Annotated in this window: 7 protein-coding genes and 3 pseudogenes; 2 read left to right on the top strand and 8 right to left on the bottom strand. The window is 29.2% G+C overall.

Annotated elements, in window-relative coordinates; genetic code table 11:
* Positions 1-204 precede the first annotated feature (204 nt).
* Positions 205-1,980: an N-acetylmuramoyl-L-alanine amidase gene (locus tag bsdtw1_RS00985; protein ID WP_183275734.1), complete on the bottom strand. Its 1,776-nt coding sequence runs from the start codon at positions 1,978-1,980 to the stop codon at positions 205-207.
* A gap of 348 nt (positions 1,981-2,328) precedes the next feature.
* Here bsdtw1_RS00985 and bsdtw1_RS00980 point away from each other — a divergent pair.
* Positions 2,329-3,500: pseudogene (locus tag bsdtw1_RS00980) on the top strand (cation diffusion facilitator family transporter).
* 199 nt (positions 3,501-3,699) lie between these two features.
* Here the strand turns inward: bsdtw1_RS00980 and bsdtw1_RS23695 are convergent.
* Positions 3,700-3,822: pseudogene (locus tag bsdtw1_RS23695) on the bottom strand (hypothetical protein); the annotation flags it as partial.
* A gap of 956 nt (positions 3,823-4,778) precedes the next feature.
* Between bsdtw1_RS23695 and bsdtw1_RS00970 the strand changes: the two are divergent.
* A pseudogene (locus tag bsdtw1_RS00970) lies at positions 4,779-5,603 on the top strand (IS30 family transposase).
* Between the two features lie 366 nt (positions 5,604-5,969).
* Here bsdtw1_RS00970 and bsdtw1_RS00965 read toward each other — a convergent pair.
* The 6 genes from bsdtw1_RS00965 to bsdtw1_RS00940 all read right to left on the bottom strand — a co-directional run bounded on the left by bsdtw1_RS00965 (position 5,970) and on the right by bsdtw1_RS00940 (position 14,662).
* Positions 5,970-7,259 (bottom strand): hypothetical protein, encoded by a 1,290-nt coding sequence (locus bsdtw1_RS00965; RefSeq protein ID WP_183275733.1) that lies wholly within the window; start codon positions 7,257-7,259, stop codon positions 5,970-5,972.
* A gap of 1,543 nt (positions 7,260-8,802) precedes the next feature.
* A complete protein-coding gene (locus bsdtw1_RS00960) occupies positions 8,803-8,943 on the bottom strand; it encodes a hypothetical protein (RefSeq protein ID WP_183275732.1) in 141 nt (46 codons plus the stop codon).
* A 602-nt stretch (positions 8,944-9,545) separates the two neighbouring features.
* Positions 9,546-11,375 carry an LTA synthase family protein gene (locus bsdtw1_RS00955; protein ID WP_371874631.1) on the bottom strand — a complete coding sequence of 610 codons (1,830 nt, stop codon included), beginning with the start codon at positions 11,373-11,375 and terminating at the stop codon, positions 9,546-9,548.
* Positions 11,376-12,313: 938 nt separating this feature from the next.
* Complete coding sequence (locus bsdtw1_RS00950; RefSeq protein ID WP_183275731.1) at positions 12,314-13,036, bottom strand: amino acid ABC transporter ATP-binding protein; 723 nt, start codon at positions 13,034-13,036, stop codon at positions 12,314-12,316.
* Positions 13,023-13,682: an amino acid ABC transporter permease gene (locus tag bsdtw1_RS00945; protein ID WP_183275730.1), complete on the bottom strand. Its 660-nt coding sequence runs from the start codon at positions 13,680-13,682 to the stop codon at positions 13,023-13,025. The genes bsdtw1_RS00950 and bsdtw1_RS00945 overlap by 14 nt, the downstream gene beginning before the upstream one ends.
* 146 nt (positions 13,683-13,828) lie before the next feature.
* The gene (locus bsdtw1_RS00940; RefSeq protein WP_183275729.1) at positions 13,829-14,662 is read right to left on the bottom strand and encodes an ABC transporter substrate-binding protein; all 834 of its coding nucleotides are present in this window, start codon (positions 14,660-14,662) and stop codon (positions 13,829-13,831) included.
* Positions 14,663-14,907: the final 245 nt, after the last annotated feature.

Below are 14,907 nucleotides of genomic sequence, written 5' to 3'. Positions count from 1 at the left end.
AATATACTTTAGCAAACCCTGCTAAAATAGAAAAATCCGCTATATTAAAATAACGGATTTTCTAGTAATATCTATGTTTAATAATATTGTTTAAATTAGCCATGGAATATGAGAAAATCATATTAATTCTTTGCGTAAGCTCATTAAAGCATTGGATGCATGACCCTTAATTTAAACACAACGCTTTAACAATGATTTATTATTTTATATCTTTATATAATCTGCTTTAACGTATCCTTGCTTAGTTCCTGTATTGGTTGTGAATTCTATTTGACACCATCCATTAACCTGAGATATAACCTTAACACTAGCATTATTAAGTAAATAGCCTATAACAAGTGTATTGGTCCCAGCTCCCTGTCTTACATTAAGATTTGTAGAAACATTAATTATGGTAGCTGATTTAGGGTTTGTAGTAGTTTGTCCAGAATTCGTTCCTGCACTGGAACTACTTTGAGTGCTCGTTATTTGTATGTAATTTTTTGATACATATCCTTCTTTATCTCCACTTACGACTTGGTACCAATCTCCTTGTTGAGATTTTACCTGAACCTCTGTACCATTACGTAAATAAGCAATAGCCGAATAATTAGCACCTGCACCTTTTCTCATAGTTAAGGAAGTTGATATATTGACAACCTTTCCCTTTTGAACAGTAGTTGTATTATCAGTTTGCCCACTAGTTGGTACTGTCGGTGTGGTTGACGTTCCTCCAGTTGATGTTGTTGGTGTAGATGGCGTTGATGTTCCATTACTAGGTATTGTAGTGGATGGAGTGTCTATTATAGAAATATATTGCTTATTCACAAATCCGGTTTTATTACTATCAAAGGTTACGTTATACCACCCATTTTGTTCATAGTTTATCTTAACTTCAGTATTATTCTTTAGATAAGCTAGAACAGTTGCTGACGAAGAAGCCGCTGATCTAACATTTAGATTAGTTGAAATATTAGTAACCTTCCCCTTTTTATCAGCTGTGCCTTGCTGACTACCTCCAGATGTTTGTCCGCCATTAGAAGATCCAGTCGAACCAGTACTTCCACTTCCTGATTGAGTATTATCATTAGTAGTAGTTAGCGATCCTTGAGTAATCACTATATAATTTTTACTTACATATCCATATTGCTTTAGCCCATCTTTAGTGAAATCTATCTTATACCAACCATTCTCTTCTTCATATAGATTCACTGTTTGACCAGTTAAAATACTTCCTATTACTGTGGAAGTTCCACTAGCTTTTTCTCTTACATTTAATGAATTAGAAACATTAACTAAGCTTCCTTTAGCTTTAGGTTCTGCAGTAGCTGGAACACTACCATTACTTGTCTGTTGTCCTGCAATAACTGATTTGAAATATGTCCAAAGTTCTGGTCTGTCCTTAATCATCATTTTAGGACATATCTTACCTGAAACATCGTAATGTCTTACAACATTTTCAGCTGGTATATTATATTTTTGCATAAGATACTTCGTAAGTGCTATTCCATTCTGCAACGTTTTATCAAAATTATTATCTGGATTTACACATAACTCTATAGCTATAGTATTGGAATTATTTATTATAGGGTTATATCTATCTCCACAATGCCACCCTCTCCAAGTGTTCTCAAGACACTGGATTATGTTGCTTTGATCTACAGTATAGTGTGCAGACGCCTCTGCTTCTGGATGGTTAGCAAAATAGTTTCTGTTATTCATTGCATTAGCACCAAGCTGTCTATTATCTGTATCATGAATAACTATGTATTTAGGTACTATATTTATACCTTTCGTATAATTTATATCTATTAGCTGCTTATTTACCTTTATTCCGTTTAACACTGGCGTATCAGAATTTGCAGCAGCATTTTGCTGTTCTGAATTGGTAGCAGTATCTTTACTTTGTTCTTCGCCAAAAGCTTGTACAGCTTCTTCTGTAACAACCATTGAAGTAATAGTTGATGATATTATAAGCGCGGTTAGTAACTTTTTCTTCATATGATTTACCCCTCAAAATTAATCGAAACTTATCAAATAACTTTCATTAAACCACTTAATATATCTATATTATAGCATCTTATAGCAAATTCTGCTTAATTTTAACTTATTTTTTATGTGTTATTTTAAATATAAAATTCTATTTAATTATAAATATATCTGTTTTCTGTTGAAAATCCATAGAAAAGTATGTACAATAAGCAAATTTAATACTTACTAGTTGTTTTCAAAAATTACCCAGTATTCTGTAATGCAAATTTGAAAATATTAATAGGGAGATTTTGAAAATACTAATTTAAATAGAAAGTTATACGTCTAAATAACTTTTGGAAGGAGGTTTTAATTTATATGTTATCTAATTATTTAATAAAAAAGGTTTCTAAAAACAGTCCTGATTATAAAAGTGATACAGTCAGAACTAGACTTGGCTACTTTGCAGGTGTTATTGGGATTATAGCGAATTTATTTTTAATAAAAGTCACTGTTGACCTATTTACAGGAAGTATTTCCATTATGGCAGACGCCTTTAACAATCTATCTGATGCTGCATCTTCTATAATTACAATAGTATGATTTAAGCTTTCTAATATGCCTCCAGATAAAGAACATCCTTATGGACATGGGAGATTAGAATATATTTCAGCATTGATAGTTGCCTTTATGGTGATGCTTGTTTGATTTCAATTTGTAAAGTCTTCTTTTCAAAGAATAATCAATCCAGAGCCAGTTATTTTTGAATGGGTTCCTTTTGTACTTCTTTTAATATCAATTATATTTAAAATATGGCTTATCAGATTTAATAAGTTCATTGGAGATAAAATCGACTCTTCTGCTCTAAAGGCTTCTTCATTAGATGCTTTAGTAGACATGTTTACAACCAGTGTAGTTGTTGTATCTTTCTTTATTGCAAGATTCACAACCTTTCCTTTGGATTGATATATAGGTATTGTTGTTGCGCTATTTATACTATATTCTGGCTTTTCCCTTGTAAGAGAAACTATGAATCCTCTTATAGGCTCATCTCCAGATGAAAGCCTAGTAAGCTCTATAAATTAAGGATTTCTTTCATACGACTTTGTAGCAGGTGTTCATGATTTAATAATTCATAACTATGGGCCTGGAAGATGTATGGCATCAATACATGCGGAAATTCCAGCAGATATAAACATAATGAAAATACATAACATAATAGATACTACTGAAAGAGAACTTTCACAAAAGCTTAATATCTATCTAGTTATCCATATGAATCCTATATCTGTTGAAGATGAGGGGATAAAATCTGCTAAAGAAGAAATTAAAAAATAATTAAATACAACCGTTTAATTAAGTCACTGCATGATTTTAGGATAGTTTTAGAAGGGGAGAAGAAGAATCTAATATTTGATATCGTGGTAAGTTCATTGAAGCTTACAAAAATAATGTCTGAGGTTCAACTTAAAGAGTAAATTATAACTTCTATTAAAGAAGCTCGTCCTCAATACAACTGCGTTATAACAATATATAAGGACTTTGACTAACTATATAATAACAATTTGAAATTAAGGTATCACCTCTCCGATACTTCAATGAGCTTAGCAAAGAATTAATATGATTTTCTTCAATTGAATGGCTAAAATTATATAACTCACTGAAGCCATCTTTAAAATATACCATTTGCAATGATATTATAAAAAAGATACTCTAAATTAAGAAGATGATTCCTGTATTGAGCAAGAGTTATCTTTTTTTATTACATTGATATGTATAATTATTATAATAAATCATATAGTTATCTACCTCATTTTTTAGTTCATTTATAGTTTTGCATACACTTATATTGACTTCATCTTTAAAATGCCTAAAGAGCGATTCCTAAGGATTGCTGTCCAAGCAATTATCTCATGTAAACATCTATTTATTTAATTTATATTTCTTAAGTTTATTGTAAAATATAAGACTTGTATACTACCAACCTTTATATGAATAAATAAATGCAGCTGTATGTAATTTTAATTTCAAACCTTTCTTCTTCCATATATTTAGTTCTTCCAGACACAAAAACACTCCCATTCTAATAAAACATTTTTATTTTTCAATTTGTCTACTTTAGAGTAGTATATCAGCCCACTCTATATGGTATATTTTATATTCTTTAAGTTCATGCAAATTTCAATTTGATTTAAATAACGTATAAATTGCTTTTTTAATAAATAATATTCAGCAACTTCATCAAGTTTTTTCATTACCCTCTAAACAATGTATTTATCCTTTATTTCATTTAACAGAATCTGAAAAATTCGCACAATTATCTCCTCCCTCATTATTAATATAATAAAAGCAGTTGTAAATCCTAACAAAAGATTTATTTACATTGTAATATTTTTCTTCACCTCTTCTTATGTAATTGTAACTATTGGTATCACTAAGTTTACACTAATCTATACTAATACTTTCACATGCGAATCAAATCTTTCTCAATATCTGCAAAATAATCTCCATATGTGAATCATATAATCTTTATTCCATTGAAAGTTTTAAGTATTATATCATCGTTATAAGATCTCTTATAATAAACAAGCTTGCCATCGAAATTAGTATTTTCGCTTATTATAATTTATGGCTTTTCAAATCCTTGCATTAGTATTTCTACGCCAATATACTTTTTATCCTGTTGACTTGATACAAAAAACATTTTTCTAAATTATTTAAGTTTGACCTGTTGTAAAATGAAATTGAACTAATAAAAAAATCCATAGTGGATTATTCTGTGTTATGATTTAATCACCAAACCAAAACATACACTGAGGATAATTACTATGGACTATCAAAATACTAATACAGAATCACGTAAAAATAAATATTTGAATTTTAAAGAGTGTATGATTTTCCAGCTTCGCCTAAAAGATGGCCACTCAGCTTATAGGATAGCAAAGGAACTAGGCGGACCAATCAAACACTATTCTAAATGGAATTCATCGTGGAACTACCATTCAAATTAAGCGAGGAAATTACGTTGAAGTATACCTTGGCGATACTGGCGAAGCCGTTTATAAAAAGAACCACATAAACTGTTGCAGTATTTTTAAGCGCTTAAAATGCTGTAATTTTATCAACTATACTGTAGATAAAATAAAAAATGATTCATGGTCACCAGATGCTTGTGATGGCGAACCTATCGCTAACGGTATATTCGAGCGTTCTCAAATGGTCTGCACAAAAACATTGTATAACTATATAGACCTTGGTTTATTAGCCGTAAAGAACACGGACTTACCAATGAAGCTGTTACTGATGCTCTTAATAGTGTACGCAGCTCATTTGGCGAGCAGTTTAGTCAGGTTTTCAAAACTATAACTTGAGATAATGGTTCAGAGTTTGCTAATTTATCCACACTTGAAAATGAAACTGACACAAAGGTGTACTTTACTCATCCATTCTCATCTTTTGAAAAACGTACTACTGAGCGTCATAATGTTCTGATACGTCGTTTTATCCCGAAGGGTAACCGTATTTCAACCTATACTTGTAATGATATTGCTTTCATAGAAGAATGGATGCATACTCTTCCTAGGAGAATACTTAACTACCAAACTCCTGAAGATTTATTTGAGGCCCACCTAGATGAAATTTATGCAATCTAAGTAAATACAAGTGTTTAAGTCATAAATAGAAATTAGTTCAATTTGTTATTGCAATTTATCATTATTTAAGTTTAATACATTTTCCCCTTTCAATCCCTACATTTCTATTAAAATTAAAAGACATTCTCTCGAATGCCTTAATTTTTATTCTTTATTATTTCTTCCAGAGCTTCTTTTTCCTCAATAAACTCTTCATATTTAAATTAATCCAGTAGAAACTTTAATTTCTTTTTTACCTGCTATTTCGCAAAATTTCTCTAAAACTTCTCGATGTAAAGTTATATCTTGCCTTAATACTGCCATATGATGTCCACTCTCTCTGGGTAACTATACATCACATGCTATACTTTGTCTTAATGCTATCCATCAAAGCACATTAGTATCCATATTTTCGCTAATATGGATAGATTGGTATCTTACATTCGTAAATACTGCTCTATCTATATTTAGCAATAAAAATATTATCAGACAATATTGAAACATAAAATCTCCTCTGTTAGTTAAGCCATTATAAGATGTTACATCTAGCAATATTATTATAAATGAAAACAAAATATAATAATTTTTATGCTTAAAGAATGTTATCATTGGATATATTGCAATTAATATATACATCAATACCGTTGTTACAACCCCTAAATCATATGCAAACATTATAGGTGGATATTCAAAACTTGTTGCACCATACCCTGTTAAATTTCGAATATAATAAGAATAATCTAATCCTCCACCTAAAAGTTGAGGTCTATCTACATATCCATCAATTATAGCGCTGACAATTTGATTTCTACCACTACTAAGATCTGAATCTCCTGCTATTCTCTGCACTATTGTACTATTAAAAATACCAGAGTTCATAAATAGCACTATAATTAGAAGAATAATTCCCCCATATATATGTTTTGTTTTATCTCTATTATTAGAATTTGAATTCAGAAATATAATTAAAATCAAAGCTAACAAAAACCCAATTTTACTGTTTGCGATAGTAACACCTATTAATGTAATTATTGAAATCTTTATAGGATTTTCTTTTACATAATAATATTTATTAAAAATATTGTTAATCACAAAATATATCAAAAAAATTTCGGCATTTCTTAAAGGATGTCCCCAAAATGAATAATATCTATAAACTCCACCCTCCAAATTATAATAAACCAATTCAATCATTCTTCCTGTAAAGTATTGTTTATTAATTAAAAATTGTTGTACGTTACCTTTGCTTATATAATCTATTATTCCTAGTAACAATATAACATATACTATAAAGTTTAAAAGCTTTAAAAATCTTAAATAAATACTTTCAATAGTTAAATCATTGCAATTCATTCCTATTAACAGCAAAGGCATAATATAACAACCCATTATTAACATATAATTCCCTTTACTATAAGTTGCTGAATATGCTGAAATTATAGCGAAGAAGGCACACATAATAAAAGCATACAATATCTTTTCATTATATTGTTTTTTATATAATCTATTCATAAGTAATAATAAAGTAAAAAATATAGCAACAAAATTAATATATATATATTCTGTTTTGAAAATATAGCTCCGCAAGTAATCAAATAATATAAATGTAAATATAATTATTACGTAAAATGCAGATATGAAATATTTATCGGTAGTGTCAGTGTTTTTTAAAAGCATTATATACCCTCCATTATATAACTAAATATCCTTTTTCTAGCAAATATATTATATCACAAATTTGATTAATAGATAGTGTTTTTGTATTTATCCATTTGCTCATATCCTTATATTTAATATTTGGTGTAGCATCACAATCATCTCCAATTGCTAAATTTTTAATTATATTATTCGTAAAGTTGTTTTTCTATACAAATCCAGTTCCTTGTACTGAATAAAATTGAACTGTTCCAATCTCATCATATAACGTATTTCCATTATCATTTATAAAAACACTTGAATCTGTCTAGTCACTAACCTTATTTGTTTGAGAAATCTCACTTTGGTTTATTCTCAGATAATATTCTGTATTTGTATTAGTATTGTGAAATTTAATTTCATTAATATTGGAATATCCTATTGTATTTTTAAATATTAATTGAAATAACAGCTTTACATATGTGCTATCTATTTTTATCTTTTTTACAGAATTATTAATAAAATTTAAAACGAATCTCTCACTCGATATATTAAAATACATAAGCTTATATAATTAATTTCATTTTTATCAAACATTATTTTCGGAAGATTGTGAAAATTAACAGCAATAACAACACTTATTATTGTTGCTATAACCTCAGAAGATAAAATTGAGATTTTATCTAAGTCGTAAACATTAAAAACTAATCTGTTATGTATAACATTTAATATTAGTTGACTGTCATTGCACAAAGTAAATCTAGTGTTTTTTATTGTCACTCTTTTTTGTGGTCTCATATCATATGTTATAATACTTTTTTTAATACTAATATTTAAAGCATTTATCACGCAAATGTTTATTGTAGATGCAACAAGCTTTAAATTTTTAACATATGCGTTAGAGGCTGGACTTAATGTTGCATTGCAATTTTTATAAGTTATGTCACTAATTATATTTAGAATTTATCAGTCCCATTTCCTTCTAAATATATAGAAGCAGTACAATTTTCAAATTCAATATTGTGTTCACACATACCATACAAGGCAAATTAATATTCCAAATTATTACAATAGCTAATTTTTTTCAAATGAACTCTGCCAGAATTCCAATCAACATTATAAAGCTCACCATTTGATTTAGTATTTTCTATATGGCATTGATTTCAATTATTAAATCTTCTAAAATAACCTTCTCCTGCTCCAATAATATCTGTACCAAATAATGAAATATTTTTATGATTAATGGTATGTGAAAATTAATTAATAATGGAAATTTTGTATTATATCCGTCATTAACACTTCCACTTACTATAACCTTATAGTTTATAACCATATTTTTAAATATAACATTCTTTCTTGGTATTATTTTTAGTAAGTTTTGTACTTGTTAAAATAGGATTGTCCACTTCACTATTCCAATCATCCCACAGTAATGCGCATCCTTTTTACTACAAAAGTCAAAAGGTGAATAAAAATCTAAGTATAAATAATGGGTATCTCTTTTTTAAACTCTAGCTATAGTCACACATTAAGGATAAAATATACTAGCGTCTATTGGATTACCCCCATTGCCTACAACTATAGCTTAATCACCAACATTAAACGTGGTGTTATTATCTGTCTTTATCTTCAATGATAGATCATACTTGGGATAAAATTGAGTTATATTTGTATTAGTTCCCATTACTTCAAGTAAGTTAAACATACCAATATACACAAAATCCATTTTGCAAGTCGATATCACCATACCATAAAACAGTACTTTCGTAAGATCAATTTTTAAGTTATCTCCGTTAATGTATATTCCATGTTCCAGAGTAGTTTTAAGTTTTAAGTTTTTAATTTTCTTTGTAACTTACAAATCAAATAACACTTGTGACTCCCTTGAGATATCCTCAGCACCATCTAATTTTATATCCAATAGTGCTAAGTCATACGTAATATATGCCAATTACCACATATTGCAAGCAAGCTATGCAGCATATTTATTATTTAAACCATCGTATTCATTCTAAAATTGCTCATCACAAGTTTTTAGCTTAGTAATTGAATTAATAAATGCGTTAAATTCACTGGTACTTTCAATCGCATTGTCATTTATCAAGCTTATAATTACACTTATAGAAAAATGAGTTTGAACTAAGTATGCTTCATTGATTCATTATATATATCTTCCTGCTTGTGAAATATTTTGTGCCATTCTAACAACCTAAAGAACTGTTCAAATATATTGAAATTACTATGCTAGCTAACATTAGGATTTAATAATTTCCTACACAGAAAAAAGTGCTTTGGGAAAGATTTATATTCCTAAAGCACTTTTTAAAACTATTTATTATTTAAATATTTACCTCTTATGAACATATCACTAATCTGAAGGGAATCCTCTAGATGCTGTTTTTCTTTTTCATCTTTAGGTGTTCCAATAATCTGACCATAGTTTAATATGGTTGCGTCTCTGTTAGTGTTTACTAATACTCTTCCCATAGTACTGCTGTCAAACTTGTTTCTATCTATACCTATTAGATATGATATAGTTGGTAAGAAATCTATCTGACCGCCTGCCTTTGAAATAGTCTCACCTTTTGAATCTTTACTATATACTATGAATGGTATTCCCTTATCATCTTTTTGCCACCAGTCTCCCTCTAGCTTAACTTGTTTAAGTTGTGCAGGGTAAAACTTGTGAACACCTGTATGATCTCCATATATAACTACTATAGAATCCTTTAAGATTCCTTCTTTATCTAGTTTATTGATGAAATTTCCTATTTGTTCATCGGTATATCTTACGCTTTGGAAATATGCTCCTAGTATAGTTTTGTCAAATTCTTGTGGTAAACTTAACATTTTATACTGATCTGGCATATCAAAAGGTCCATGACTTGTAAGGGTAACCATGAACGAATAAAATGGTTTTGGCATACTCTTTAACTTATCAGCAACTTGAGTTAAATATGATCTATCTGATAATCCAAGTCCTATAACTTCATCCACATTAAACTTACTTATATCCCATATATTATCAAAACCTAATGAACCTCTATGTACTTCAGTCCAGTTCCAGTTTCCAGCTACTTCTGGATGAGTAGAAACAGTGCTATACCCCTTTTCTTTCACTAAGTTAGGTAGAGTAGTAAATGGAGTATATGGATTATTAAAGAAGGTTGCTCCCTGCCTTATAGGTAATATTGAGGTATTTACCATAAGGTCTGCATCTGAACTAGTACCGTTATTATTTTGTTCATGAATATTATTAAAGTACAAACTATTATTTATAAGTCTATTTAAATTTGGTGTTATTTCCTGACCGTAGACTTTTTGTCCAATAACAAAGTTTTCTAAGGATTCCACCTGTACAAATATTAAGTTCTTACCATTAAACTTTCCTTTGTACTCATTGTCAGGTAAGTTTTCTTTATTATCTTCAAACCATTGAGTTATTTTCTCAGTTTCATCACTAGAAAGCTTAACGGCGTTTTTTTCATAAATTGTTTTATAAATATCATATCCATGATAACCTAGCGGGCTCATATCTGACATTGTTTGAAACGGTGCCCATGCAATCTTGAAAAGCATCTTTTCGCCTTTTGTACCATCCATAACATCTATATAGTAATAGGATGAAACTAATGTTACTATTGAAAATGCAAAAGTAGCTGCAAATGCAAATATATATCTTTCCTCAGATTTTATCTTATTCTTGAACTTAACTACTAAAGCCGCAATAAATACAAAATCAATAAAATATAATATATCAACTGCCGCAGGCAAGAATAGATTCTTTTTTACAGGATTAAATAATGTAGGGTATAAAATATGCCTAATAGATAAAAAGGTTCCATTGGCTCTATAGTACCAAATATCTGCTAGTAACAATATACTAACTAATAAATCAAGTATTATAAGGTATCTAAGCCTACCTTTAGCTCTAAATAAAAAGCTTATACTAATCACCAATACTATACAAGCTATGTGAGCCCATATTGGTGGTGGAGTAAAATACATCCTGTGAAAATCCAAAGAAGAAGAATTTGGAGTTCTAAGCATTGCTAAGAAAACCATGGATTTCAACATAAGTATAACTCCGAAGATTACTGGAATTATCATTTCTTTTTTAAGTCTTTTAGCCTTCATTAAAAAACTTTTCTCGCCCATCAAATCACCTCATATGTATGTCATTTTCATTAAACAACTACTGAATTTATTCTTATAGATGAACCACTTCGTAATTAAAATTATATCTTCAGATTAAAGTGCTACATCTTTATCTCGTTACCATGAATTATTATATATTATTTAAATATTATATACTATAAAAATATGAAATTGTTTCAATTTATTAATATTTGAATTTCTGTAAAGCATTGCGTCGAAATTAATCCGTTATCCATCCGATGCTCTTTAGTTGGACAACTCTACAATTAAATTTGCGCTTTTAGGTTTATAGTTATTCATATTTAATGAGTATTCGCAAAGAATTGATTTCAACAACATTAATAAACATAAACATATTATTTATCTAAATCTAGTTTCAATATACACACAAGAACACTATTCACAACAGTGAATAGTGTTCTAATTGGGGTTTGTATATAAAAACAGTATAGGATTTAAATCAACATTATTTTATAACTCTTGCTTATAAATTGATCAGATAAATAAACAAGTTTTATAAATTAATAATCAATCTAAAAACCTATATTTGGGTTGGCAAATTAACTCTAAGCTAAATGTAAAATCTATCCTTAACTTAATAACTTTTCAGATAAAACTCTTTAAAGATAATCAATTTCAAACTTCTACTCTTATCGATGTACCACTTCATAGTAAAATTTATATTTTCAATGTCGCCTCTCAGAACCCAGAGAAGTTTTGAAAATAGTTTTGGGATTGAAGTCTTATATCTTCATATACATCTATATTAATAAATTTCACTTAACATCTTATATACAAAAACTTAGAAATCTCAAATTAAATATCTTTTATAAGTAGTTTCTTTAGCACGGCGAAACTTTTATATGTTTATGTGTTTCAAATTCTCTCCTTAACTTTCAAGAGAGAATTTGAAAACACTTAATTATAAAGCATAATTTTTAAAGTACTTTTGATAGGAAATCTTGTGTTCTTGCATTTTGAGGATTATCAAATATTTCTTCAGGTGTACCTTGTTCTACTATAACTCCACCATCCATGAATAATATTCTATCTCCAACTTCCTTTGCAAAGCCCATTTCATGAGTTACAACTACCATTGTCATTCCTTCTGAAGCAAGACTTTTCATAACGCTAAGAACTTCTCCTACCATTTCTGGATCCAAAGCAGAAGTAGGTTCGTCAAACAACATAACATCTGGTTCCATTGCAAGCGCTCTTGCTATTGCAATTCTTTGCTTTTGTCCACCGGATAATGATGCTGGATATGCAGTAGCTTTATCTCTAAGACCTACCTTATCTAAAAGCTTAAAGGCTACTTCGTCAGCCTGTGCTTTACTAAGTCCTTTTACTTTAATAGGTGCTAGAGTTATGTTTTCTAAAACTGTTTTGTGTGGGAATAAGTTAAACTGTTGGAATACCATCCCCATCTTTTCTCTTATCTTATTGATATTAACGTTCTTACCAGTTATATTATTTCCTTCAAATATTATTTCCCCATCTGTTGGTTCCTCAAGTAGGTTTAAGCATCTTAAAAAAGTACTTTTACCTGAACCACTTGGTCCTATAACAACCACCACTTCTCCTTTTTGGATATGGTCAGTTATTCCCTTTAAAACTTCATTTTTACCGAAATATTTGTGCAAATTATTAACGTATATCACTTGCCCCTAGCCTCCTTTCGAATGCTGCTACTAATTTAGATAATGTAAATGTCATTACAAAATAAATACCTGCCGCAATTATAAGTGGAGTAAAAGGTTCAAAGGTATTTCCTCTTACTGTATCCGCCTTATACATAAGTTCTGCTATTCCTATAACAGATACTATTGATGATTCTTTTATTATTGTAACAAATTCATTACCTAAAGCTGGTAGTATATTCTTTAAAGCTTGAGGTATTATTATATATCTCATTGTAGCACCTTTAGTAAGTCCTAAACTTCTAGATGCTTCTGTTTGTCCTTTATCAACTGCATTTATTCCTGCTCTAATTATTTCTGCAACATATGCACCACTGTTTATAGATAGAGTTATAACACCTGACATAATTCCTGAAAGATGTATTCCTATATAATCTAATCCATAGAATATGATGTACAATTGCACTAATATAGGTGTACCTCTTATAATTTCTATATAAGCTGATCCTATAAACTTTAAAATTTTATTTTTTGATAATTTCATAAGACTTAGAAAAAGTCCTATTATTGTACCAAAAATTACAGTAAAAAATGCTAGAACTATTGTTAACTCTGCTCCTTGTATATAGAAGCCATGGTACTTATTCCAAATATCTGCAAAACCCAACCCAATTACCTCCTAATAATATGAAATATAGCAGGCACCCCTACCTACTATACTTCATTGATATCTTTACATAGCCCCAATTTAAATTTATAGCCCCATTACTGCATATTGCTTAAAATACTAAAATCAAATCTTGTTTCAAAAAATTATTCTACTGAATTACTTGCATCTATTACTAATTGATCTATCTTATTATCTTTCTTTAATTCATCTAAAGTTTCGTTTATTAGCTTTAATAAGTCATCTGAACCCTTAGCAACAGCTATTGCTGAACCTTGTTCTGATGGATTTAGATCAAATTTAGCATCACTTATTGCTAAGTCACTATTCTTTTCTACATAAAGCTTTGCAACTGGACCTTCAACGATAGCAGCATCAACCTTCTTATTCTTTAAGTTAAGTATTACATCAGGAATTTTTCCTACTGATTGAAGCTTTGAATCCTTTATTTGATCTTTTCCTAAACCTTCTTGCACTGAACCTTTTTGAACTCCTATAGCCTTTCCTGCTAGAGATTCTAAGGATGTATATTTAGCCTTATCTTCGGCTCTAACTACTACATATTGAGTAGCTGTATAATATATGTTTGAAAAATCCACACTTTGTTTTCTTTCATCAGTTGGATTCATACCTGCAATTACTAAATCAGCTTTATTTGTTTTTAAAGCTGCTATTAATCCATCAAACTTCATATCGCTAATTTCAAGCTGAACACCAAGCTTTTTAGCTATAGATTTTGCTATTTCGATATCAAAACCTACTATTGTATCCTTACCATCAACTGATTTATGGAATTCATATGGAGGATAGTCTGCACTTGTAGCTAATACAAGCTTACCTGACTTTTTAATTTTGTCTACAACGCTAGTAGTTGTAGTCGCTCCTGTAGAATCATTTTTCTTTGTACATCCAACCACGCTAAATGCCATTATCCCAACCAAGGCAGTAGCTAAAACTGTTTTTAATATACCTTTTTTCATTTTAAGACCCCTTTCTATAATTAAACATAATATAGTTTACCATTTAGAAATAAATATTATTCCTTGAACTGAGTATAATTATACATTATATATTCATTTTTATGCAAGTATTTTTTAATATTTTTTTAACATTTATAAATATGCAAATATTACATCGTTTAAATAAAGAATAAAATAAATAAATCCGTTGGTATTTCTTGATTACTCAATATTTTATCATTACAATTCTAATTATTATTTATTAA

Source organism: Clostridium fungisolvens, from assembly GCF_014193895.1.
Taxonomy (GTDB): domain Bacteria; phylum Bacillota; class Clostridia; order Clostridiales; family Clostridiaceae; genus Clostridium_AR; species Clostridium_AR fungisolvens.
Note: the sequence above shows the minus strand (reverse complement) of the source record. Positions and strands in the feature narration are given on the sequence as shown.